The sequence below is a fragment of the Sphingomonas sp. PWP1-2 genome (assembly GCF_049898305.1).
In the GTDB taxonomy this organism is placed as follows: Bacteria; Pseudomonadota; Alphaproteobacteria; order Sphingomonadales; family Sphingomonadaceae; genus Sphingomonas; species Sphingomonas glacialis.
The window spans coordinates 344,589-369,127 of record NZ_JAFCXM010000001.1; the positions used below are offsets into that span (position 1 = coordinate 344,589).

The 24,539-nt window shown below is 65.8% G+C and carries 15 protein-coding genes, 1 tRNA gene and 1 pseudogene; 8 read left to right on the forward strand and 9 right to left on the reverse strand.

Annotated features, from left to right (window positions below; genetic code table 11):
* Nucleotides 1-132: 132 nt before the first annotated feature.
* Both ACP7C5_RS01700 and ACP7C5_RS01705 read right to left on the reverse strand, forming a co-directional pair.
* On the reverse strand, nucleotides 133-1,428 hold the full coding sequence (locus ACP7C5_RS01700; RefSeq protein WP_426262969.1) for an amidohydrolase family protein: 1,296 nt from the start codon (nucleotides 1,426-1,428) through the stop codon (nucleotides 133-135).
* A complete protein-coding gene (locus ACP7C5_RS01705; RefSeq protein ID WP_426262970.1) occupies nucleotides 1,425-2,846 on the reverse strand; it encodes an amidohydrolase in 1,422 nt (473 codons plus the stop codon). Before ACP7C5_RS01705 ends, ACP7C5_RS01700 begins: the two co-directional genes overlap by 4 nt.
* Before the next feature lie 183 nt (nucleotides 2,847-3,029).
* On the opposite strand from ACP7C5_RS01705, the gene ACP7C5_RS01710 reads away from it, so the two are divergent.
* Nucleotides 3,030-3,395 carry a hypothetical protein gene (locus ACP7C5_RS01710; RefSeq protein ID WP_426262971.1) on the forward strand — a complete coding sequence of 122 codons (366 nt, stop codon included), beginning with the start codon at nucleotides 3,030-3,032 and terminating at the stop codon, nucleotides 3,393-3,395.
* Nucleotides 3,396-3,466: 71 nt separating this feature from the next.
* Here the strand turns inward: ACP7C5_RS01710 and ACP7C5_RS01715 are convergent, their stop codons facing one another.
* Nucleotides 3,467-4,159 carry a hypothetical protein gene (locus tag ACP7C5_RS01715; protein ID WP_426262972.1) on the reverse strand — a complete coding sequence of 231 codons (693 nt, stop codon included), beginning with the start codon at nucleotides 4,157-4,159 and terminating at the stop codon, nucleotides 3,467-3,469.
* A 4-nt stretch (nucleotides 4,160-4,163) separates the two neighbouring features.
* Nucleotides 4,164-5,360: a toxic anion resistance protein gene (locus ACP7C5_RS01720; RefSeq protein ID WP_189675514.1), complete on the reverse strand. Its 1,197-nt coding sequence runs from the start codon at nucleotides 5,358-5,360 to the stop codon at nucleotides 4,164-4,166.
* Nucleotides 5,361-5,530: 170 nt separating this feature from the next.
* Here ACP7C5_RS01720 and ACP7C5_RS01725 point away from each other — a divergent pair, with 170 nt between their 5' ends.
* Both ACP7C5_RS01725 and typA read left to right on the forward strand, forming a co-directional pair.
* Complete coding sequence (locus ACP7C5_RS01725) at nucleotides 5,531-7,903, forward strand: TonB-dependent receptor (protein WP_133190086.1); 2,373 nt, start codon at nucleotides 5,531-5,533, stop codon at nucleotides 7,901-7,903.
* Nucleotides 7,904-8,165: 262 nt separating this feature from the next.
* Complete coding sequence (typA, locus tag ACP7C5_RS01730) at nucleotides 8,166-10,007, forward strand: translational GTPase TypA (protein ID WP_133190084.1); 1,842 nt, start codon at nucleotides 8,166-8,168, stop codon at nucleotides 10,005-10,007.
* Nucleotides 10,008-10,396: 389 nt separating this feature from the next.
* Here the strand turns inward: typA and lepA are convergent, their stop codons facing one another.
* Nucleotides 10,397-12,256, reverse strand: a complete 1,860-nt coding sequence (lepA, locus tag ACP7C5_RS01735; protein WP_426262973.1) for a translation elongation factor 4 — start codon at nucleotides 12,254-12,256, stop codon at nucleotides 10,397-10,399.
* A gap of 153 nt (nucleotides 12,257-12,409) precedes the next feature.
* Between lepA and ACP7C5_RS01740 the strand changes: the two genes are divergently transcribed.
* Both ACP7C5_RS01740 and ACP7C5_RS01745 read left to right on the forward strand, forming a co-directional pair.
* Nucleotides 12,410-13,324: a CsgG/HfaB family protein gene (locus ACP7C5_RS01740; protein WP_426263376.1), complete on the forward strand. Its 915-nt coding sequence runs from the start codon at nucleotides 12,410-12,412 to the stop codon at nucleotides 13,322-13,324.
* Nucleotides 13,325-13,632: 308 nt separating this feature from the next.
* Nucleotides 13,633-14,175, forward strand: a complete 543-nt coding sequence (locus ACP7C5_RS01745) for a peroxiredoxin (RefSeq protein WP_426262974.1) — start codon at nucleotides 13,633-13,635, stop codon at nucleotides 14,173-14,175.
* A 155-nt stretch (nucleotides 14,176-14,330) separates the two neighbouring features.
* Here ACP7C5_RS01745 and ACP7C5_RS01750 read toward each other — a convergent pair whose 3' ends face one another.
* Nucleotides 14,331-14,846, reverse strand: a complete 516-nt coding sequence (locus ACP7C5_RS01750; protein ID WP_322160533.1) for an AAA family ATPase — start codon at nucleotides 14,844-14,846, stop codon at nucleotides 14,331-14,333.
* A complete protein-coding gene (gene pnuC / locus ACP7C5_RS01755) occupies nucleotides 14,843-15,415 on the reverse strand; it encodes a nicotinamide riboside transporter PnuC (protein WP_426262975.1) in 573 nt (190 codons plus the stop codon). Before pnuC ends, ACP7C5_RS01750 begins: the two co-directional genes overlap by 4 nt.
* A 125-nt stretch (nucleotides 15,416-15,540) precedes the next feature.
* On the opposite strand from pnuC, the gene ACP7C5_RS01760 reads away from it, so the two are divergent.
* The 3 genes and pseudogenes from ACP7C5_RS01760 to ACP7C5_RS01770 all read left to right on the forward strand — a co-directional run bounded on the left by ACP7C5_RS01760 (nucleotide 15,541) and on the right by ACP7C5_RS01770 (nucleotide 20,824).
* Nucleotides 15,541-15,617: transfer RNA gene (locus tag ACP7C5_RS01760), tRNA-Pro, on the forward strand.
* A gap of 208 nt (nucleotides 15,618-15,825) precedes the next feature.
* Complete coding sequence (locus tag ACP7C5_RS01765; protein ID WP_426262976.1) at nucleotides 15,826-19,218, forward strand: polysaccharide deacetylase family protein; 3,393 nt, start codon at nucleotides 15,826-15,828, stop codon at nucleotides 19,216-19,218.
* 578 nt (nucleotides 19,219-19,796) lie between these two features.
* A pseudogene (locus tag ACP7C5_RS01770) lies at nucleotides 19,797-20,824 on the forward strand (carbohydrate porin).
* A gap of 40 nt (nucleotides 20,825-20,864) precedes the next feature.
* Here the strand turns inward: ACP7C5_RS01770 and ACP7C5_RS01775 are convergent.
* Nucleotides 20,865-21,545 carry a type 1 glutamine amidotransferase domain-containing protein gene (locus ACP7C5_RS01775; protein WP_133190070.1) on the reverse strand — a complete coding sequence of 227 codons (681 nt, stop codon included), beginning with the start codon at nucleotides 21,543-21,545 and terminating at the stop codon, nucleotides 20,865-20,867.
* A gap of 254 nt (nucleotides 21,546-21,799) precedes the next feature.
* Complete coding sequence (locus ACP7C5_RS01780; RefSeq protein ID WP_426262977.1) at nucleotides 21,800-24,385, reverse strand: TonB-dependent receptor; 2,586 nt, start codon at nucleotides 24,383-24,385, stop codon at nucleotides 21,800-21,802.
* Between the last annotated feature and the right edge of the window lie 154 nt (nucleotides 24,386-24,539).

The following is a 24,539-nucleotide window of genomic DNA, read 5'->3' on the forward strand; positions in this document are numbered from 1 at the left end:
TCCCCTCACGCCCCGTTGTGAAATTGGGCCGATTCGGATGAAAAATCAACGGATCAGGATAGAAAACCTCTTATTATCAGTAATATACCTACGTTCGAAGCGTGGCTTGTTTAAATAGAGCGTTGAGCTCTGTTAGCGCTCATACGCCTTGGGCAGCGTACCTTCTTGTGGCACCCTGTAGCGCTCGCGCAACGCATCCTGTCGCGTCCGCAGCGGTTGCTTGACGCCGTCGATATAGACCGCCGCCACCGCACTGCCGAGCTCGAGTGGATCGCCGTCCCAGATCACCACGTCGCCGCGTCGTCCGGCGCGTAGCGAGCCGATCTCGTCGCCCATGCCAATCGCCTCGGCCGGCACCGAGCTGATCGCGGCGAACGCGGCGTTCCAGTCGAGGCCGGTCGCGCCCGGCACCTTGGTCAGCGCGACGAGGTTGCCGGCATATTGCTTTTCGAGCCGCGCCTGCCGCGCCTCGTCGTCATTGATCGTGCCGATCCCGACGAGCACGCCCGCCGCCTTCAACCGCCCGACATTCGACTGCGTCGCGCCGAGCTGATCGAACGACGCGGGCAAATCGGTCAGTGCCGAGGCGATGACGGGGATGCGCGCAGCGGCGATCTGGTTGGCGACGAGCCAGCCTTCCGCTGCGCCGACGAAGACGAGTTTGAGCGCAGGATAGTCGCGTTTCAAATCGATCAGCGCGAGCATGTCGGAGGCGCGCTCGACATGGACGAGCAACGGCATCGCCCCCGACGCGACGGGGACCAGCGCGGCCGCATCGGCACGCGTCAGCAACGCATCCTTGCCCTGATCGGAATAGGCGGCAGGCGCGCGGACATAGTCCTTCACTTGCGCCAGCGCGTTGCGGAACATCGCGACCATCGCCGGGCGGCTGTTGCCGCGACGCGACCCGCCGCCGCCATATTCCATGAACTGGAAGGCGCGCGGCTTGGTGATCGGCGATCGGTCCGTGCCGAGATCGATCACTGCGCCCAGGCCGGCGAAGATCGACCCGTCAGTGTCGGGCGCGACGATCGCGCGGGTGATGCCTTCGGCGCGGTTGAGCGGGATCGAGGAGGTCGCCGGGTTGACCGCAGGGGCGACATCGATCGCCGCGTGGAACGGGCTGCCGCGCGCGGCGGTGTCATTGGTTTCCTCGACTCCGTCGGATTCGACGATCCCCATCCGCGTGAAGCCTGCAACGATCCCCGGCGTGACCCAGCGTCCGCCGGCATCGACCGTGGCAGTCCCCGCGGGCACCGCGACCGAGCGGCCCGCAGCGACGACCCGGCCGTCGCGGACGATCACGGTGCCGCCCTCGATCGGTGCGGAGCCATCGCCGATGACGAGCTTGGCGTTGGTGATCGCGACGCTTTGCGCCGCGGCGGGCGCGGCGAGGAAGGCCGCGCTGAGGAGCAGGAGGCGCTTCACTTGGTATCTCCCGCACCGGGCTGGCCGAGTTCGAAATCGGAAACGGGGCGGCGTTTCGGATCGTTGGCGTCGTAGAGCAGCGCGCCGTCGATCCACACCTTTTCGGGGCGGGTGTAGACGCTGAACGGATTGCCGTTCCACAGCACGACATCGGCCATCTTGCCGGGCTTGAGGCTGCCGGTCTTGTCGGCGATGCCGAGCGCCTTGGCGGGGTTATAGGTCAGCCACTCCCACGCGACTGCATCGGAGATGTCGATCCCGGCATGGCGACCGGCGGCGAGCGCCTTGGCGACTTCCTGGTTCAAGCGTTGGATGCCGTTGGGATCGTCCGAGTGGATCATCGCGCACGCGCCGTTTGCCTGCAGCAGCGCGAGATTCTCGCTGATCGCGTCGTACGACTCCATCTTGAAGCCCCACCAGTCGGACCACACGGCCGCGCAGGTGCCGTTTTCCTTCAGCAGATCGGCGATCTTGTACGCCTCGACCGCATGGTGGAACGCGCTGACATGGTAGCCAAACTCCTTGGCCATATCCATGACGATGGCCATTTCGTCGGCGCGGTAGCAATGGTTCTGGACGAGGATCTCGCCGCCGAGCACGCCCGCGAGCGTATCCATCGCGATGTCGCGGGCGGGGGGATCGCCGCCGTCCTTTTCGTATTTGTCCCATTTGCGCTTGTACTCGACCGCCTTGGCCCAGGTCTGGCGGTCGACCGCGATATTGCCCATTCGCGTCGAGGGTTCGCGCCCCTTGCTGCCATAGACGCGCTTGGGGTTCTCGCCGCACGCCATCTTGAGGCCGTAGGGCGCGCCGGGGAATTTCATCCCCTGCTCGGTGCGCGCATAGACGTTCTTGAGGACGACCGACCGGCCGCCCATCAGATTGGCCGAGCCGGGCAGGATCTGCAGCGTGGTGACGCCGCCATTGACGAGCGCGCGGCTGAAGCCGGGATCCTGCGGCCAGACGCTATGCTCGGCCCATACGTCGGCGGTGACCGGACCGGTCGCTTCGTTGCCGTCCGAATTGGCCTCGACCGCGGGCGAAGGGTAATCGCCGAGGTGGCTGTGGATATCGATGATGCCGGGGGTGAGCGTCTTGCCGGTACCGTCGATCACCGTGGCACCGGCAGGAGCGGCGATGCTCTGGCCGATGCGCTCGATCTTGCCGTCGGCGAACAGCACCGAGCCATCATCGATCCGCGCGCCTTCGCCGTCGAAGATCGTCACATGCGTGACCAGCGTCGGCGTGCCGGGATAGGCCTTGTAGGTCGAGGGGAAGGGATCATGCGCATAGCCCTTACCAGCGCCGGGGCCGCTCTTGCTCCGCTTGGTCGATGCGCTCGCCGGGCGCTCGCCATCGCTTGCACAGCTTGCGAGCAACGTGGCAAGCGCCACCATGGTCCAACCGATACGCTTCATGCGACCCCCTTTGACGCGCTGTGCGCTGTATTGGTCGAGTAATCCGGGAGGAGTGGGACGCTGTCAATCATGCGGCGCGCAGGCAGAGCGGATTTCATGCCAGGCTTTGCGTGCGCGTCGCGCTGGCGTAGGGCGCGCGCAGTGCGGTGTGCCGGGTGCGTTGGGGCCGCCAATCGAGGGCCCATGTTTCACGTAGACTATGATCGAAACGCCAACTGTCTTACCTTGCGCGTCGCCGGGTTCTGGAAGCCCGAGGACGTTACCGACTTTGCGCGCGACGTCGGACTCAAGGTGCTGGCCGCCAAGGCGGTCCGCAGCGATTTCAACGTCTGTGTCGAATCACTCGATTTTCCCGTCCAGGCGATGGATGTCGCCGACCTGCTGACGCAGATCATGCGGGGCGGGATGGCGATGACCACCGGCCGCGCTGCCGTCGTGGTGGGAAGCCAGCTCAACAAGGCGCAGGCGGAGCGCACGCTGGTCCACCCGCGGTTGCGCGTGTTCCTGGCGGTCGCCCCGGCGCGAGCGTGGTTGGCTTTGCCGGAGTGAGCGGATCCCGGTGCCGGGGCCCGAATGCGGCCGCGTCGGAGCGGCGCCGAAGCGTCGGCTAGGTCCGCGCGTCAGACCTCGTCGCGATATTTGATCTCGAGGAAGCGCCCGCGCGTTTCGAGCGAGTCGAGATCGCCTTGCGCAATCTGCGCCGACATTTGGCCGATCTCTTCATCGATCAGCCTGAGCGCATCGGAGAGCTGGGCGTCGGGGCTCTTGCCGTTGCGCGCGACGCCGCGCAGCGGAGCCGGGACCTTGGCATAGCCCTTGAGCAATTCGGGCAATTGCTCGCCGATCAGCTTGCGCACTTCGATCGCGACGGGCTCGCCTTCGTCGAGGCTCGCGAGTTGCGGCGACAGCGTCTCGAGCCGCACGCCGATGCCATCGACCAGCGTCTGTGCAGGCGCGGGGAGCAGCTTGCGCTGCGTGTCGAGCCACTGTTCGGTCTTGGCCGGCAGCGCCTTGAGCGGGACTTGCGTCAGTTGCTCGACGCGGACCGCCGGGGTCAGCGTTGCGAACAACAGGAACGCCGTCACCACCGCGAGCAGCGCAGCGACGAGCAGCGCGCCACCCATGCCGATCGGCACGAACCAGCCGACCGCGATCGCCGCGACGATGATCGCGAGATCGGCCGTGCCCGCCAGCGCGAGGCGGCGTGTAACGCTCACCCCCTGGCGGCGGCGAGCGGTGAGCGCCTGGCGCTCGGCGCGGGTGCGGTCGAGCAAGTCTCCGGCGCGTGCGATCTGGCGGTCGACGTCGGTCATGGCCTTACAGCGCCTCCAGCTTGAACGCGTCGCCCCCGGCGCCCTTATTCTCGATCGCGCCCTGCGCTCGCGCGATATAGCCCTTCGATTTCTCGACTTCGTTCGACAGCGTTCCGACCGTGCTCTTCATCGAATCGAGCGCCTTCAGCTTGAACGTGTCGATCGCATCCATCGTATCATAGATGTTCTGGAAGGCGCGCTGCAGCGTCTCGACCGGGATCGTCGCGGCGGCGGCCTGTTCGTGGATCGTCGCGGTCTGCGACTTGAGCAGCTTGCCGGTCGCATCGATGATATTGGCGGTGGTCGAGTTGAGAGCGGTGATCTGGTCGAGCACGAGCTTTTGGTTCGCCAGCGCCTGCGCCACCGTGACTGCGGTGCGTAGAGCCGAGACCGTGGTGGTCGACGCGCGATCGACGCCCTTCACCAGCTCGACATTGTTCTTCTTGACCAGATCGAGCGCGAGATAGCCCTGCACCGTCACCGCCATTTGCGTCAGCAGATCCTGCGTGCGCTGGCGGACGTAGAACAGCGCGCTTTCCCGCAACGCCTTGGCCTTGGCCGGATCGCTATGGTCGAGGTCGTTGGCCTTGTCTTCGAGCCGGGCGTCCATTTCCTTCGACAGCACGATCATCTGTTCGAGCCGGCCCATCGCCGCCCATAGATTGGCGCGCTCGGTGTCGATCGCGGCATTGTCCATCAGCAACTCGTCCTTGCCGCGCGCGAGCGTCTTGAGGATCGCCGAGATGTGCGATTGCGAGGAGCGGTATTTGTCGAAATAGGTATTGATCCCGCCGCCGAACACCTTGCTCAACATGCCGCGGCCCGAGAGCAATTTGCTGTTCACCGACGGATCGAGCTTCTCGATCGTGCGGCGCAGTTCGGTGAGGTCGGCGCCAACGCCGCTCTCGCCGTCCATCGCCTTGACCGGGCGATCGAGAAAGCGGTTCGACTGGTCGGCCGCGGCGCGAATTTCCTTCTGGCCCATCGCCGCGATCGCATCGACGCGCTTGCCGAATTCGGGGCTGTTGACGTCCTGCGCGACCAGATCGTCGACGAAACCTGCGACCTTGGTCTGCAATTGGGTACGGACGGCGTCGTCGACCGGCACCAGGCCGATCGCCTTTTCGGGCGCGACCACGGGAACGGGGTCGGGCGGCGTCAGGACCAGCGCGGTCGCGTCGGTGTCGGCAGCGGTCGCCATGTCTTCCCTCCAGGTAATATCGCTCTCTAGATGAAGGGGATCGCGTTGCGGTTCAAGTGTGTCATTGTGGTAATACGCACATCGTAACACAACCGTAACGAAATTGACGCGAATCCGACGCAGCTTGCCCGTACCGCGCTGCAGCAAGATAAAAAAACAGGGGTTCTGTGATGCGTCGTTCCGTCTCTTTTGGGTTTGCCGGCATTTTGCTCGGCTGCACTTCCACCGCCGCGCTTGCGCAATCTACGCTCCAGCCGAGCGCGCCCGAAGAAGGCGGCGACATCGTCGTCACCGCGCAGAAGCGCGAGCAGAAGATTCAGGACGTGCCGATCACCGTCACCGCGGTGACCGGCGCGAAGATGCAGGAGCTCGGCGTCAATTCGCTCGCCGAAGTCGCGATGTACATCCCCGGCCTGCGCATCCAGGAGCAGAGCGACAACAATCCCGGCTTCGTGATCCGCGGGATCACCTCGGACAGCGGCTCGGCGCAGCAGGGCGCGCGCGTATCGATCTATTATAACGGCATCGACATCTCGCGGACGCGCGGCGCCTATCAGGATCTGTACGATCTCGAGCGCATCGAAGTCGTCAAGGGACCGCAGGCGACGCTGTTCGGCACTGCCTCGGCGGTCGGCGCGGTCAATTTGATCTCGGCACAGCCGCATGCTGGGACCTCGGCGGGGCTCCAGGGATCGTACGGCAATTACCATCGCGGCCAGGTGTCGGGCTTCGTCAACCTCGGCAACGACACGCTCTCGGGGCGGCTCGCCTTCGCGTACAAATATCATGACGGCTTCGTCCGCAACATCGCGGGCGACCCCAAGGTGGCCAACCAGAATCAGGGCAAGATCGATCAGGACGATCTCAACGGCCAGGACCAGCGCGGCATTCGCGGTTCGCTGCGCTGGACGCCGACCGATGCGATCACCGCAAGCCTGGTGCTGACCTATGACGGCCAGCGCAACCCGGGCACCGCGTTCCGCTCGCGCGCCCTGGCGCCGACCGGCGGCAACGGCGGCGATTACAGCTATGCCGAACTGTCGGGTTCGCCGTACAGCGCATCGGTGCTCGGCGCCGCCAAGCTCGGCCTCAAGCGCGACGTGTATGACGCCAACTTCACGCTCGCCTGGGAACTGGCGCCGGGTGTCACCTTCACCACCGTCAACGGCTATCGCAAGTTCAACAGCAACGAAGTGTTCGATGCCGATGGCGGTCCGGCCTGGTATCTCGAATTCGCCGAGGATGCGCGCGGCGACCAGTGGAGCCATGAGGGCCGCTTCAACTTCTCGGGCGACAAATATCGCGCCTCGTTCGGCTGGAACGGCTTCTTCGAGAACAACCTCCAGCGCGTGCCCTTCTCGACCGAAGAGGGGACCTATCTCGGCTGCTCGGTCTCGGCGGCCTATGCCGGCGTTCGCGCGTCGCTCGCGGCAAGCGGCGTTTCGGGCTGTGTCGCGCCGAACGGCACCGTGACCGCCGCGCGCGCGACCGCGGTGCTGACGCGCGGCGCGGCGACGCAGATTCCGTATCAATCGGTGTTCACCAATTACGGCACCAACGACACCTATTCGGTGTTCGCCGACGGCACCTATATCCCGACGCCACGGCTCGAGCTGACCGCTGGCGCGCGGTTGCTGATCGAGCAGCGCAAGTCGGGCTACAGTTCGGTCCAGCCCAATTCGACGCTCCTGGCCTCGCTCGGGGTACGCAGCAGCTTGCTCGGCACCGCGAACACCAACGGCACGATCTTCAACGCGCAGCGCAGCTTCACCGCGGTGCTGCCGCGCTTCAACGCGCTCTACCGCGTCAGCGATTCGATCAACCTGTACGCAACGATCAGCAAGGGTCGTCGCTCGCCGGTGGTACAGCTCGCCGCGACGACGGTTGGCGGGGTGGTCGTGCCGAACCTGCAAGTCGTGCCCGACGAAGTCGTGTGGAACTACGAAGGCGGCATCAAGGGCAAGGTCGGGCCGTTCACCGGATCGCTCGGCGTGTTCTATCAAGCGTATAACGGCTTCCAGGTGTCGGTGACGAACAACGGCGTCACCACCACGCAGAGTGCCGGCAAGGCGAAAAACCCGGGCGTCGAGTTCGAGGGCAATCTCAAGCTCGGCCGCTTCCTTCAGGTGTTCGGCGCGTTCGCCTATGTCGACGGCAAGATCGCCAACAATGCGTCGTACGGCGTCTATGCCGGCGACCAGTTCCGCTTGCAGCCGAAATACAGCGCCTCGGGCGGCGCGACGCTGCGCGTTCCGGCGGGCGACCTGACCTTTTATGCGACGCCGTCGGCGACGTATCAGAGCAAGCAGTATTTCGAACTGCCGAACTCGGAAGCGATCAGCCAGGGCGGCTACACGCTCGTCAACGTCCGCGCGGGCGTCGAGATTGCGCAGGGGAAATACCGGATCGGCGGCTTTGCCCGCAACGCGTTCGACAAGAAGTATCTGATCGACGCGGGCAACACCGGTGGCGGCTTCGGCATCCCGACCTACATCCGCGGCGAACCGCGCGTTTACGGCGTCGAAGTCGCCGGCAAGTTCTGATCCAAGACTAGCCCACCGCCCGTCATCCCCGCGCACGCGGGGATCCCGCTTCTTCTGCCAAAGCCAGCAGCAGAAGCGGCGCCCTCGCATTCGCGAGGGTGACGGGGCGTGGGGGCATGCGCTTTAAACCGGCAAGCGCCCCGCGTGCTACGCCCGGCCTCATTCCACCCGAGCTCCCCGAAAAACCACCCCCCCTTTCCGCGACGCACCATTTGCGCTAGGGGCCCAACGCAATCATTCCTCACTTCATCGAGCTATATTCATGAGCCTCCGCAATGTGGCCATCATCGCACACGTCGATCATGGTAAGACAACCCTCGTCGACCAGCTGTTCCGCCAGTCCGGCACCTTCCGCGACAACCAGCGCGTCGAAGAGCGTGCGATGGATTCGAACGACCTCGAAAAAGAGCGTGGCATCACGATTCTCGCCAAGCCGACCTCGGTCGACTGGACCCCTCCGGGCGAATCCGAGAGCATCCGCATCAACATCGTCGACACCCCCGGTCACGCCGATTTCGGCGGCGAGGTCGAGCGGATCCTGAGCATGGTCGACGGCGTCGTCCTGCTGGTCGATTCGTCGGAAGGCGCGATGCCGCAGACCAAGTTCGTCACCGGCAAGGCGCTGGCGCTCGGCCTCAAGCCGATCGTCGTCGTCAACAAGGTCGATCGTAACGACGCGCGCATCCAGGAAGTGCTCGACGAAGTGTTCGACCTCTTCGTGTCGCTCGACGCCAACGACGAGCAGCTCGATTTCCCCGTGCTCTATGCCTCGGGCCGCAACGGCTATGCCTCGACCGACATGGACGCGCGCGAAGGCACGCTGATCCCGATGTTCGAGACGATCGTGAAGCACGTCCCCGCACCGAAGGTCGAAGTCGCCGGCGTGCCCTTCACCTTCCTCGTCACGCTGCTCGATCGCGATCCGTTCCTCGGCCGCATCCTCACCGGCCGCGTCAACTCGGGCGTCGTCAAGCTCAACCAGCCGATCCACGCGCTCGATAACGACGGCAAGATCGTCGAGACCGGCCGCGCGTCGAAGATCATGTCGTTCCGCGGGCTCGACCGCGTTCCCGTCGACGAAGCCAAGGCTGGCGACATCATCAGCCTCGCCGGCCTGTCGATCGCGACCGTCGCCGATACGATCGCCGACGTCAGCGTCAGCGAGCCGCTCCACGCGCAGCCGATCGATCCGCCCACGCTGTCGATGCGCTTTGCCGTCAACGATTCGCCGATGGCGGGCCGCGAGGGCACCAAGGTGACGAGCCGCATGATCCGCGAGCGGCTGTTCCGCGAAGCCGAGTCGAACGTCGCCGTCAAGGTGACCGAAGCCTCGGACAAGGACAGCTTCGAAGTCGCCGGCCGCGGCGAGCTTCAGCTCGGCGTCCTGATCGAGACGATGCGCCGCGAAGGCTTCGAGCTCGGCATCAGCCGCCCGCGCGTGCTGTTCAGCGAAGACGAGCAGGGCAACAAGACCGAGCCGTACGAGACCGTCATCATCGACGTCGACGAGGAATATTCGGGCACGGTCGTCGAGAAGATGAACCTGCGCAAGGCCGAGATGACCGACATGCGGCCCTCGACCGGCGGCAAGACGCGCATCACCTTCTCCGCGCCGTCGCGCGGCATGATCGGCTACCATGGTGAATTTTTGTCGGACACGCGCGGCACCGGCATCATGAACCGGCTGTTCGAGAAGTACGGCCCGCACAAGGGCAACATCGAAGGCCGCAAGAACGGCGTGCTGATCTCGAACGGGTCGGGCGAAGCCAATAACTACGCGCTCGGTCCGCTCGAAGAGCGCGGCATCCTGTTCGTCGGCCACGGCGAGGCGCTGTACGAGGGCATGATCGTCGGCGAGAACGCCAAGCCCGACGATCTCGAAGTCAACCCGATGAAGACCAAGGCGCTGACCAACTTCCGCGCCAGCGGCGGCAAGGACGACCAGGTTCGCCTGTCGCCCCCGAAGCGCGCGACGCTCGAGCAGGCGATCGCCTACATCGACGATGACGAGATGGTCGAGGTTACGCCGAAGTCGATCCGGCTGCGCAAGCGCTTCCTCGATGCGAACGAGCGCAAGCGGGCTAGCCGGGCGAAGCTTAGCTGAGGCTGGTTTTGTAGGTTGAGTTTAAGGGGCCGGGCGCGAAAGCGTCCGGCCTTTTTCGTGATATGGCTAGATCTAATGCGATTTTCAGGGGCCAATTTCGCTGGTGACTGAGTAGCCAGATTTATGGCTTGGGGTTCGTACGTCACACAGCGCTTTGGGAACTTGATCTAAAACCCAGTCATTCCAAGCTGACCTGGCGTGGCCTACCGTGCCGCGGGCGTTGCGCATGTGGGGCGGTGGACCCGGGGTGACGGTTGGAGCGCGGGGTGTGGAGCGCGCCGCGGCAAAGCCGCGTCGTCGGACGGCGCTGCTGGCGCCGCCGGCCGGAGTTCGGCTGATCCTCGCCTAACGACCCCATTGCTGCGCAATCGGGTCGTTAGGCTTGGGCCTCACTCTTCCCCCATCCTCAGCGCGGCAATAAACGCCTCCTGCGGGATGCTCACGCTCCCGTATTCGCGCATCTTCAACTTGCCCTTCTTCTGCTTGTCGAGCAGCTTGCGCTTGCGCGAAGCATCGCCGCCATAGCATTTCGCGGTGACGTCCTTGCGCATCGCGCTGATCGTCTCGCGCGCGATCACCTTGCCGCCGATCGCCGCCTGGATCGGGATCTTGAACAGATGCCGCGGGATGAGGTCCTTGAGCCGCTCGACCATGCCGCGCCCGCGCGTCTCGGCGGTGCCGCGGTGGACGATCATCGACAGCGCGTCGACCGGCTCCTCGTTGACGAGGATGCTCATCTTGACGAGGTCGCCCTCGCGCTTGCCGATCTGGGTGTAGTCGAAGCTGGCATAGCCCTTCGACAGCGACTTCAGCCGGTCGTAGAAATCAAACACGACTTCGTTGAGCGGCAGCTCGTAGGTCGCCTGCGCGCGGCCGCCGACATAGGTGAGGTCCTTCTGGATCCCGCGGCGGTCCTGGCAAAGCTTCAGCACGCTGCCGAGATATTCGTCGGGGACGTAGATCACCGCCTGGATCCACGGCTCGGAAATGCTCAGGATCTTGTTGGGATCGGGCATGTCGGCGGGGTTGTGGAGCTCGATCGTCCCGCCATTGTGCGTCAGCTCGATGTCATAGACCACCGACGGTGCGGTGGTGATGAGGTCGAGATCGTATTCGCGCGTCAGGCGCTCCTGGATGATTTCCAAGTGGAGCAGGCCGAGGAAGCCGCAGCGGAAGCCGAAGCCGAGCGCCGCGCTGGTTTCCATCTCGAACGAGAAGCTCGCGTCGTTGAGGCGCAGCTTGCTGATGCTCTCGCGCAATTTCTCGAAATCGGCGGCGTCGACCGGGAACAGGCCGCAGAAGACCACCGGCTGGACTTCCTTGAAGCCCGGCAGTGCTTCCTGCGCAGGGCGCTTGGCGTCGGTGATCGTGTCGCCGACGCGGGTCTGCGCGACTTCCTTGATCTGGGCTGTAATGAAGCCGATTTCGCCCGGACCGAGATCGGTCAATTGCTCGATCTTGGGGCGGAAGCAGCCCACGCGGTCGACCAGATGCAGCGTGCCCGCCTGCATGAACTTGATCTGCTGGCCCTTCTTGAGGACGCCCGCGACCACGCGCACGAGGATGACGACGCCGAGATACGGGTCGTACCAGCTGTCGACGAGCATCGCCTTGAGCGGCGCATCGGCATCGCCCTTGGGCGGCGGGATGCGCGTGACGATCGCCTCGAGCACTTCGGCGATGCCGATCCCGGCCTTGGCGCTGGTGAGCACGGCCTGGCTCGCGTCGAGGCCGATCACTTCCTCGATCTCGGCCTTGACCTTGTCGACGTCGGCGGCGGGGAGATCGATCTTGTTGATGACCGGGATGATCTCGTGATCATGCTCGATCGACTGATAGACGTTGGCGAGCGTCTGCGCTTCGACACCCTGCGCGGCATCGACGACAAGAAGCGCGCCTTCGCATGCGGCGAGCGAGCGGCTGACTTCATAGGCGAAGTCGACATGCCCCGGCGTGTCCATCAGGTTGAGCGTATAGTCGACGCCGTCCTTCGCGGTGTAGCGAAGCCGCACCGTCTGCGCCTTGATGGTGATCCCGCGTTCTTTCTCGATGTCCATGTTATCAAGGACTTGCTCGGACATTTCGCGGTCGGTGAGGCCGCCGGTCGCCTGGATCAGGCGGTCGGCGAGCGTCGATTTGCCATGATCGATATGCGCGATGATCGAGAAATTGCGGATGGTGTGGAGAGGGGTCACGAATTCGCCCGGATGAGTGCTGCGGAAAGGGAAAGGCGGCCCATAGCATCGCATGCGGCCGGGCACAAAGCCCGTCGCGCGAGGGCGCAATACGCCTATGCCGTCGGGTCTCTTTTCGATATTGGAGGCGTAACGATTCTCAGCGGGGGTGGCATGGCGAAACTGACGGCCGGAATGGCGATCGTGGCGGTGTTGAGCGGCGTACCGATGCAGGCGGGGACGCAGCGGATGGCCAAGCCGTCGGGCACGCAGAAGCTGCAGGAGGCGACGATGAACGACGTGCCGCGCTGCGCGCGCAAGCACGGCACGATCTCGATCGTCGATGGCGACGATCCGCGCGGCTGGACGCAGTACAGCCTTGCCCCTCCGCAGAAGCTGCTCAAGGTGCTCGTGCAGCGTTCGGGCTGCTTCAACATCGTCGATCGCGGCAGCGGGCTGCAAGCGGCGCAGCGCGAGCGCGACATCGGTGGCGATCTCGGGCTCCAGCGCGGCGCCAATGTCGGGCAGGGGCAGATCAAGGCGGCCGATTACGTGCTCCAGGCCGAAGTGCAGGGCGCCAACAGCAACGCAAGCGGCAGCGGCGTCGCGGCGGGCGTCGGCGGGCTGATCGGCGGGCCGTTCGGTGGGCTCGTCGGAGGCTTACGCAGCCGCAAGATGGAAGCCAATGTCGTGCTGTCGATCACCAACGTCCGCACGACCGAGACGCTCGCGACCGAGGATGGCTATGCCGCCAAGAACAGCCTGAGCTTCGGCGGCGGCGGCGGCGTGTTCGGCGGCTTTGCCGGCGGCGGCGTGGTCGGCGGGGGGTATGACAATACCGATATCGGGCGGATCGTGACGCTTGCCTTCATCCAGGCGTATGCGAAGCTCGTCACGGGGCTTGGCTATACCAACCCCGGCGACACCGGGACGGCCGAGGCCGCGCCCGCCAAGACCTTCACGACGCAAGGCCCGGTCGCGCTGCGCAGCGCGGCGAATGCGGCGGGCAAAGTGGTGCGCACGCTGCCGCCGGGCGCGATCGTTTACCCGACCGGCAACAAGGACGGCATGTGGTGGGAGGTCGCCGACGAGAACGACAACGTGGGGTGGGTGCTCAACTCCAAGCTCGCGCCGTCGCGGTAGGGCGCCGCTACTCTCCCTGGTCGCCCTGAGCGTGTCGAAGGGCTGCCCTGCAAACGCGAACGGCGCGTTGGGCGAGGGGAGGCTTCGACAGGCTCAGCCCGAACGGTTTGGGGGCGAGCTTTTCTTCGTCGCCCCGGCCTGGTGCCGGGGGCCACCGTGCCGCGCGTTCTGCGCTGGCACGTTGGGCATCCCGGTAGACCCCGGCACAAGGCCGGGGTGACGGTTGGAGGGGGGCGCAGATGTGCCGATCGTGCTGGCGGACCGCCAGCCGGCGCGGTAGGATGCGGCACTATCCAGGAGACGATGCCATGAAGTTCGCTGTTCCGCTTATCGCCGCTGCCACTGCCGCCCTCCTCGCCGCCGCGCCCGCCTGCGCTGCGCTCAAGGTTGGCGATGCCGCGCCTAACTTCTCGACCGAGGCGGCGCTTGCCGGCAAGACGCATCCCTTCTCGCTGGCGGCAGCGCTCAAGAAGGGGCCGGTCGTGCTCTACTTCTTCCCCGCCGCCTTCACCTCGGGCTGCACCGCCGAGGCGCATGCCTTTGCCGAGGCCGCCGACGACTTCACCAAGCAGGGCGCGACGCTGATCGGCCTGACCGCGGGCAATGCCGAGCGGATCAAGGAATTCTCGTCGGTCGAATGCCGCGACAAGTTCCCGGTCGGTCTCGCGACCCCGGCGACGATCTCGGGCTATGACGTCGCGCTGCCGCAAAAGGTCGGCTGGACCAACCGCACCTCGTACGTGATCGGCAAGAACGGCAAGATCGCCTATGTCCTGTCCGACATGGCGCCGGCCGGGCACATCACCGGCACGCTCGCCGCGGTGAAGGCGCTGAAAGCCAAGAAGGGCTGATCCGGCTACCCTCACAGCATTGAAATGGGCTCCCCGGCGAAGGCCGGGGCCCACGGGAAGGCCACGACGATCTCGCGAGGCCGCGCGCCTCGGTCGTTCCGCTCCTGGGCCTCGGCCTTCGCTGGGGAGCGCCCAAGCGGATCGCCGTCCCGGCGTCAGCCCAGTCCCGCCGCCGCGATCGCCGCCAGCGCGGCGGCGAGGCGCGCGGGGCCCTGGCCGCCGACGATCGTATAGCGCAGGCCGCGCCGGTCGAGCTCGGCGCGCGACAGATCGAAGAAGAGCTGGCGCTCGGCCACGCTGCCGAACATCCGCGTACCGTCGTCGATCCACGGCAAATCGATATCGAGCAGCAGATACAGGTCGGCACTGCCGTGCCACGCGTCGAACCACGGATCGCGACGACCGAACAGCATGTCGGCCCACACCGCAGTCATCAACGGATCGGTATCGAGCAGCAGTGGGTCGACCCCCGTCGCCAGCGCCGCGCGAGTCTGTGCGTCGTGCGTTCGCGCGATCTCGACCAGATCGGCCATCGTGAACTCGGTTCCGTGCGTCTCGGCGAAGGTGCGGCCGTATTCGGGCACGAAGATCGTTCCGAAGTGCGCCGCCAGTTGCGGAATCAGCGTCGATTTGCCCGTGCTCTCAGGGCCGTGCAGGCAGATCGTGCTCATGCGACGACCGCCGTCCGTCGCGCGACGCGGCGCCAATCGATCAGCCCCCAGATCGCGAGCGCGAGGAAGATCGCATAAAGCAGCATCGTCAGCTTCAATCCCTTGGCCGCGTAAAGCGCGACCGAGCCGATATCGACCGCGATCCACAGCCACCAGCTTTCGAGCTTGCGCCGCGACTGCAGGATCTGTGCGACGACGCTGACGATCGCGAGCGTCGCATCGAGCCAGGGGAAGGACGCATCGGTGAAGCGGAACATCGCATAGCCCCAGCCCGCGCTGCCCACCGCCGCCGCCGCCAGCCACAGGAGGCGCTCGCGGTCCGGCAGGGTGCCGACCGCGATCTCGCCGGTTTCGGCTTTGACGCGCGCCCAGTTCCACCAGCCGTAGATTTGCACGACGAAGAAGAACACTTGCAGCAGCGCGTCGCTATAAAGCTTGGTATGGACGAACATGACTGCATACAGCGCGACCATCGCCAGCCCGAAGACGTAGTTCCAGATGCTGCGCAGCACGACGAGCGCGACATTGGCGAGCCCGAGCCCGAACGCCAGGATTTCGAGCGTGGTCATGTCGCCCGCGTAGCAGCGCGATCGCGCCAGCGTCGAGCCCAGCGTCAAGCATTGCGCGCACGCGCGGCGATTTTCCGCTTGATAGTCACGATGCGGCGGTCTACGCGCTGCGCCCTGCAATGTGTCGGGGCGTGGCGCAGTCTGGTAGCGCACTGGTCTCGGGGTCCAGGGGTCGTAGGTTCGAATCCTATCGCCCCGACCATTGCAGCATTAGCCCCGAATAGCCGTGAGCGCGTCTCCGGCAGACACCTGCGCAGACACCTCCAATGTCGAACGTCAGCGCGCCCGAATGGGGCGCCGTGGCAAACCGTGTTCGGCCAGATGAAGCGTTTGTCACCTTGGCGTCGCGATTGCGCCATGCCAAAGCACCGATGCGAGCCTAATCTTTTCACCCTGAGGACACCGATCGCATGAGCCGCTCGCCCGTTTTCTACGATGCTTCGGGACGGCGGCGCCGGCGGTTCGCCATGGCGGTCGCGGCGTTCGTGCTGCTGGTGGTGATGGCGGTGGCAGCGCTCGCGATTTCGATCGGTGCGGTGCCGCGCGCGCCCTTGCTCCCGGTCGAGGCCGAGCACGCGGCGATCACCAAATTGCCGCCGCCGCACGAGCCGCTGCTGCGCCGCGCGCGCCACGGGCTTAGCGGCTATGCGCGGCTGCTCGGTGCACCCGCGCGCGGCGTCGGGGTCGATCAGCCGCTTGCGATCGCCTTCCATGTGCCGTGGGATCCGTCCTCGACCGCGTCGCTGCGCCGCCATATCGGCGAGCTCGACTGGCTCGTGCCGGGCTGGGTGTCGGTGTCGGGCCCCAACCATCACATCACCGTGTTCCGCGACACCGCGGGCCGCGAGATCATCAACCGCGCGAGCCCACGCCCGCTGATCCTGCCGATGATCCAGAATGCGATCGACGGGAAATGGGATGCGGCCGGCATGGAAGCGCTGCTGCGCGACCCCAAGCTGCGCAAGAAGTTCCTCGATACGCTCGAGCCGTGGCTCGCCGCGAACGGGGCAGGCGGCGCGTTCTTCGATTTCGAGGAGCTTTCGCCCAAGGGACAGCAGGATTTCCTCGCCTTCCTGCGCGAGACCAAGGCGCGCTTCGCCAAGCGCAATTGGGTGATCGGGATCGCGGTGCCGGTCGGCGCGGCGGAGGACGAAGCGGGCGGCGAGCCCGGCTGGAACATCGGCGCGTTCGCCAAGGTCGTCGATCGCGTCGTACTGATGGCCTACGACCAGCACGAGATCAGCGGCGAGGCCGGGCCGATCGCATCGCAAAGCTGGTTCGAGCAATCGGTGTCGCGCGCGGTGCGCGACGTGCCGCGCGACAAGATCGTCGTCGCGATCGGCAATTACGCCTATAACTGGCACGACGGCACGGGCGAACCGCTCGCGATCGACGAAGCCTGGGAAGCCGCGCGCGAATCGAGCGCCATGCCGACCTTCGACCGGCAGAGCGGCAATAGCGGCTTTGCCTATGAGGAAGCGGGCAGCCGCCACGTCGTGTGGATGCTCGATGCGCCATCGGCGTACAACCAGATGCGCTGGCTGCAGAAAGTCGGCCTGAGCGGGATCGGGCTGTGGCGGCTCGGGTCGGAAGATCCAGGGCTGTGGTCGATCTTCGGGCGGGCGCATCGCACCTTGCCTGCAGCCTCGGCGATCGAGAACATTCCGGCGGGTACCGATGTCGATATCGACGGCAGCGGAGAGATCCTCAAGATCGCGGGCGTTCCCGTCAAAGGCGTGCGGCGCGCGCAAGTGACCAAGGACGGCGCGATCGGCAACGTCACCTTCCAGACGTTGCCATCGCCCTATGTCGTCGCGCGGACCGGCTACAAGCCGGGGCTCGTCGCGCTGACCTTCGACGATGGGCCCGATCCGACCTGGACGCCCAAGATCCTCGACATCCTCAAGCAAAAGAAGGTGCCCGGCACCTTCTTCGTGATCGGCGAGAACGTGCTGACGCAGCGCAGCCTGATCAACCGCATGGTCGCCGAGGGGCATGAGATCGGCAGCCATACCTATACCCATCCCAATCTGGCGGGCGCCTCGCAGTCCGAGACGACCTTCCAGCTCAACACGACGCAGCGACTGTTCCAGGCGTTCACCGGGCACACGCTGCGGCTGTTCCGCGCGCCCTATTTCGGCGATGCCGAGCCAAGCACCGCAGACGAAATCGACCCGGCGCTGATGGCGCAGGACCGGGGGTACATCTCGGTCGGCCTGCACGTCGATCCGGGCGACTGGAAACGGCCGGGCGTCCAGTCGATCATCGACGCGACGGTCGACGAAGTGACCGATCCCAACGGCAAATGCGATGCGGCCAATCCCGACCCGCAGTGCAGCCGCAACATCGTGCTGCTCCACGATGCCGGTGGCGACCGCTCGGAAACCGTCGCCGCGCTGCCGCAGATCATCGACCAGCTGCGCGCCAAGGGGTACACCTTCGTGGCGGTGTCGGCGCTTGCGGGGATTCCCAAGTCGGTCGCGATGCCGACGCTCTCGCCGTCCGACCGCGCGGCGGCGGAGACCGATCTGTTCATCTTCTCGGTGCTCGGCGGCGGCGTCGTAGCGCTCGGCTGGATCTTCTTCTTCGCGATCAGCATCGGCATCGCGCGCGCGGTGATCCTGTCGCTGCTCGCGCTGATCCAGGCGCGGCGCGAGAGCAAGACGGTGTTCCCGGCGATCGACCCGAACTGCTTCGTCACGGTGATGATCCCGGCGTTCAACGAGGAACTGGTGATCGAACGCGCGGTGCGCGGCGTGCTCGCTTCGACCGACGTGCGGATCGAGGTGATCGTGATCGATGATGGATCGAGCGATGATACGAGCGAAGTCGTGACCTCGGCGTTCGCGGGAGATCCGCGCGTACGGTTGCTGACGCTGGAGAATGGCGGCAAGGCGCGCGCGCTCAACCAGGCGCTGGCGCTTGCGACGGGCGAGATCGTCATTGCGCTCGACGCCGATACGCAGTTCGAGCCGACGACGATCGCACGGCTTGCGCGCTGGTTCGACGATCCCAAGATCGGCGCGGTCGCGGGCAACGCCAAGGTCGGCAATCGCGTCAATCTGCTCACCAAGTTCCAGGCGGTCGAATATATCACCGCGCAGAATCTCGAGCGGCGCGCGCTTGCGCGGATGAACGCGATGACGGTGGTGCCGGGCGCGGTCGGCGCGTGGCGGCTGGCGGCGATCCAGCAGGTCGGCGGCTATCCGGACGATACACTCGCCGAGGATCAGGATCTGACGATCGCGATCCAGCGCGCGGGCTGGGCGGTGACCTACGACCAATACGCCATCGCCTGGACCGAATCGCCCGAGACGATCAAGGGCCTCGCCAAGCAGCGCTTCCGCTGGGCATTCGGCACGCTGCAATGCCTGTGGAAGCATGGCAGCATCATGGCGACCGGCCGCCCGGCGGGCCTCGCGCGCGTCGGCTTGCCGCAGGCGATCCTGTTCCAGATCGTCTTTGCGGCGATCTCGCCGATCATCGATCTGGCGCTGATCGTCAGCTTCGTGATGACCTATATCGCGGTGCAGGCGCATGGCTGGGCGCAGACGCAGCACGACGTAGACAAGATGCTGCTCTACTGGCTGGTGTTCACCGCGATCGATCTGCTCGCGGCGACGGTCGCCTTCGCGCTCGAGCGGCGCGAGCAGTGGCGCTTGCTGTGGCTGCTGATCCCGCAGCGGATCGGCTATCGCCAGATCATGTATTATGTCGTGCTGAAGGCGATCACGCAGGCGTTGCGCGGGCGCAGCGTCGGCTGGGGCAAGCTGGTGCGGACCGGGCGGGTGCAGGCGCGGTAAACGCGCCCATCCGCCTGTGACATAAGCGCGACATTCTAAACCGAAATCAAACAACTGGCGCAGCTTAAGGCGATGGCCGCTATCCTTCGCGCGCCGCAGGTTGCATCGCACGCCGAGTGACGGGTTCGGTGTAAGGCAAAGCGATGATCGTGCGGACATTCCAAGCAAGTGCGGCGGCGGGTGTGCTCGCCGCGCTGCTGCTGCCGGCGGGCGCGATGGCGCAACAGGTCGATATCGGCGCACCCGCACCGCCGCCGACTGCCCCCGAGGCGCCCGCGGCGAACGATACCAAGAAACCCGCGACCGAAGCGCCTGCGGCAGCACCGACGCCCGCGCGCTACCGGCCGAACCATCTTGCGCACCCGCGCGATACCTCGCCCGGTTCGCAGATCGGCGATACGCAGAGCGCGGCACCGCCCGGCCTGTTCGGCGACTGGCGCAACAGCCGCACCTGGCTCGGTGCGCGCGGTGTCGACGTATCGGCGCGCTACGCGTCGGAGACGGCGTACAACCCGACCGGCGGGCGGCGTCAGGCGATCACCGAGACCGGCCAGTTCGACATGGGTGCCAAGGTCGACATGGGCAAGCTCGTCGGGCTCGAGGGCGGGACGCTGCAGGCGACGCTGACGTGGCGGCGCGGCGACAATCTGTCCGATGTCGCCGCGCTGGGCACGCTCCAGCAAGTGCAGGAGGTCTATGGCCGCGGGCAGACCGTCCGCGTCACCGAATTGTGGTACGAACAGAAGCTCGGCGATGCGGTCGAAGTGAAGCTTGGCCGCACCAATCCGGGGTCGGATTTCGCGGTCTTCTCGTGCCACTTCCAAAACCTGACCTTTTGCGGCGCGCAGCCGGGCAATCTGGTCGGCGATTACTGGCAGAACTGGCCGGTCGGGCAGTGGGGCGCGCGCCTCCACGTCGATGTGCGGCGCGGCGTGTATGTCCAGGCGGGCGTCTATGAGGTCAATCCGCTCAACCTGAAGAACAACTTCTTCGTCGCGCGCTGGCATGGCGCGACGGGGGTGCTGATCCCGTTCGAGGCGGGGTGGACGCATGGCGGCGATGGCGGCCATGTCGGATCGTACAAGGTCGGCGGCTGGTACACGACCGCAAACGGCACCGACGTATATCGCGACATCAACCGGCGGCCGATCGCGATCACCGGGCTGGCCCCGCTCGAACATTCGGGGCGCTATGGCGGCTATGTCAGCGTGCAGCAGCAGATCACCGGCACGTCGAAGGACGGCAAGTCGCTCGACGGGCTCGGCGTGTTCGCCAATTTCACGCAGACCGACCGCGCGACCGCGGTGACCGACGATCAGGCGGTGGTCGGAATGTTCTACAAGGGGCTGGCGACGTGGCTGCCCGGCGACGTGCTCGGCGTCGCGTTCGGCCGGACCAACGTCAATGGGCGCGCGGCCGATGCCGACCGGCTGACCCCGGGAAGCCGGTGCGCGACGCCGAATATGCCGCCGAGCTCTATTACAGCGTGACGCCGCTGCCGTGGCTCGAACTGCAGCCCAACGTCCAGTGGATCCACCACCCCGGTGGCGTGCGCAGCGCCGACGAGGTCGTGGTGCTGGGGTTGAAGGGCGCGATTACGTTGTAAGAGAGGGGGAGGCGCCTTGGTCGCGCCTCCCCCGTGTCGCTTACTTTGCGAGCGCGTCGAGCAGCTTGTGCGCTGCAGCCGCCGACGAGGCCGGGTTCTGGCCGGTGATCAGCAAGCCGTCCTGCACGACGTGGACGCCCCAGTCGCTCGTCTTCTCATACTTGCCGCCGAGCGCGATGAGTTCGTCCTCGACGAGGAACGGCACGATCTTGGTTAGACCGACGGCTTCCTCCTCGCCATTGGTGAAGCCGGTCACGCGCTTGCCCTGGACGAGCGGCGTGCCATCGGCGGCCTTTACCCGGCGCAGTGCGCCCGGTGCGTGGCAGACCAGGGCGACGGGCTTGTCGGCCGCGACGAACGCTTCGATCAAGCCGATCGACGTCGCATCCTCGGCCAGATCCCAGAGCGGCCCGTGGCCGCCGGGATAGAAGACGGTGTCGTAATCGGCCTGGTCGACCGAATCGAGCCGGACGGTGTCCGCGAGTTGCGCGGTTGCGGCGGCATCAGCCTCGAAACGACGCGTCGCGTCGGTCTGGCTGTCGGGCTCGTTGCTCTTGGGGTCGAGCGGCGGCTTCCCGCCGGCGGGCGAGGCGAGCGTGATCTCCGCACCCGCATCCTTGAACACGTAATACGGCGCGGCGAGCTCTTCGAGCCAGAAGCCCGTCTTCTTGCCGGTGTCGCCCAATTGGTCGTGCGACGTCAGTACCATCAAAATCTTCATGTCGGCTGCTTTCTGATCGCGGATCCAGTGCACGGACGCGGCGAACGTGCCGGGCGGACGTGTTCGCCCATATCCCGCACCGCCGTGGTCGTTTCCGTGCCCTCAGGAAATGGGCGTGGCGCAGCGGTGGCGCAAGGGGCGGGGGGCTTTTTGGGAGCCTTTGGGGCAAGCGCGAGACCACGCCGTCCTGCCCACCCGTGCAGCGCGGCGGCGGCGTCGCCCTGTGCGGGTGACACCGCCGCTCCGACAGGTGCTCAATAGGCGGCCGACACCGTCAGGAACCACTGTCGCGGCGCGATCGGATAGGCCGAGTAGCTGTTGGTCGCCGATCCGATCGACAGCGTCGAGACGCCCGTCTTGTCGAACAGGTTGGTGACGTTGAGCGAGACCTCGAGCTTGCGCAGCGGGGTGGCGCCGTCCGGCACCTTCGCCGCGAGCCGCAGCGAGGTCAGGAAGTAGGACGACACGCTCGCGTCGTTGGTGAAGGTGGCGAAGCGCCGACCGACGTAATCGCCGATCATCTGCACTTCGATCGGCCCCAGATCGAGCGTGGCGACGGTCTTGTTCATCCATTTCGGCGTGCCCGGCAGCTGTTTGCCGCAGGTCGGCACGACGCCCGCCGTGACGAGATAGCCGCCGATGCACGTGCCCGTCGCAGCGCCGATTCCAGTCGCGGTCGAGGTATAGTCGCTCTGGTATTTCGACAGATTGTACGACGCCGCATTGTACAGCGAGAAAACGCGGCCGAAGTGCAGCGTAAAAGCCGCGTCGACACCGTCGGTATGCACCGCGCCGACATTGACCAGGATCGAGGTCCCGCCGGTGATGCCGCCGCCGGCGATGCCGCCCGGATTGGTCGAGATCGCAAGCAGGCGATTGTTGAACACGACGTGGTAGTAATTGACCTGCGCTTCCAACCCGCTGAGCACGCCATCGAAGCTGCGATGGCTGCGCACGCCGCCTTCATACGTCCAGCTGCTCTCGGGCTTGCCTTCGCGTGCGAACGCATCGAACGCCGCCTGGCTGCCGGTGAACCACGGCCCGCCACCGCCCGCGAGATACGCCTGATACTGGCGCAAATTCTTCTGGACGTTGAAATAGAGCTGCTCGTTGCGCGTCAGATCATAGGTCGCGCCCGCCGAGGGGAGGAACCAGCGCAGCGTGTTGATCCGGCCTTGCGGAAGGCCGCCGGTGAGGCCCGAGAGCGACCCGAGGACGGGCTGCACGGGGAAGCGGCCATCGGCCCATTGCGCGCTGGTCTTGAACCCGGCCTGGAGCAGCAGGCGATCGGTCGCCTGCCAGGTGTCCTGCAGATGCAACTGCAGCTGGTTGATCCGCGCCTCGCCCTGATATTGCGTGAAGAGCGGCTGCGCCACGTCGAGCGGACGGATATAGGGCGTGCTCGAATCGGGGTTGGTGACGCTGACGCCGTACCAGCGGCGCCACTGCGTCGTGCTGTTGCGTTCGAACCAGCCGCCGAACTCGATCGTATGCGCGCCGAGCTTGGCGGTGATCGCCGAGATCACGCCGCCGCGATCAATGCGATATTCGGTGGTGCGCGTGACCAGGCCGGACCCGCCGGTCGCCGCGACCAAGGCGGCGCCGGCGGCACTCTGCTGTGCGGTCGTGCGTGCGGTGCAGGCTGCGGGTGCGACGCCGTTGCTGTTCGCGCCGAAGCGGCAGTTGGTCGGCAAGCTGGCATAGCCCGGGTCGAGATAGGGCTGGATCGTCGTGATCGACTGCCCGAGCGGCCCCGCGACGACGCCCGCGCCGTCATTGTGATGGTAATAGCCCGTCGTCGACCAAGTCACGTTCGACGAGAGATGCGCGTCGTAGCGTAGATAGCCGAGGAAATCGGTGCGCTGCGCATCCGAATAATAATTGCGGTAATTGCTGCCGACCGCCGCCGGCGAATTGCCCTGCGCACTGAGATACGACGTCCGATAGGTGGTGAAGTCGGGGTAGAAGAACGGCTTGGTGTACGGCGTGTAGAGCTGCACCGCGGTGGCGGTGCCGCCGGCCGACGGCTTGAAGAAGACGGTCGAATCCTCGTTCGGCTGCGTCATGTCGTTATAGTCGAAATAGGCGGTCAGCTTGCCGATGCCGTCGTCGTGGACGAACTTGGCGTTGACCTGATAGCCGCCCTGCTTGCCGTTGAAGTCCCACGCGCGTGCGTCCTGGCGCGCCGCCGAGACATAGGCCGCGTTGCCGTTGCCGAACGTGCCGCTGTCGATCCGCACGAAGCTGCGCGAGGTCGAATAGCTGCCGACGGTCTGCGCGGCCTGAATGCCGAATGTCTTGAGCGGATCCGACGAATAGGTCTCGACCGTGCCGCCGAGGTTGCTGTTCGAGGCGGTCGCGAGATCGCCTGCGCCCGTCGAGACGATGACGCGGCCGACATTCTCCGAAATCACTGCGCGCTGCGGCGACAGGCCGTTGTAATTGCCATAGCTCTGGTCGCCGAGCGGCAGGCCGTCCATCGTATAGCCGAGCTGCTGCCCGCTGAAACCGTGGATGAAGATCTGCGCGTTCTGCTCGTTATAGCCCCACGGATCGGCGGTGATGTAGAGCACGCCCGGCAGCGTCTGGATCGCTTTCAGTGGCGAGATGCCAGGCAGGATCTTCTGCATTTCGCTGCCCGGCAGCGCGGTGGCCGAGCGGGTCGCCTTGGCGGTGACGACGATTGCCTCCGCCGCATCATCTCCAGCGGGGGCGGGCGCGGGGTCGGCGATCGGAGCCGCCGGCGCCGGCGGCGCGGTCTCGGCGTGCGCGGCGGTGAGTGGCAGGCCAGCGGCCAGGCTCGCGGCAAGCGCGAAGGTCGAGACGTAGGATTTGATCATGGAAGGCCCCCTGATGTGCCGCTGCACTTGAGGGCGCCCTACGGGATGGCTGTGACGGTTGGACGGCAGTTTTCCAGCAGTTTCATTGCCGTCGTGCGTCAGACTCGTGACACGGCCTGCCGAAGCCGGGTGACGCGATGCTCCAAACGAAAAC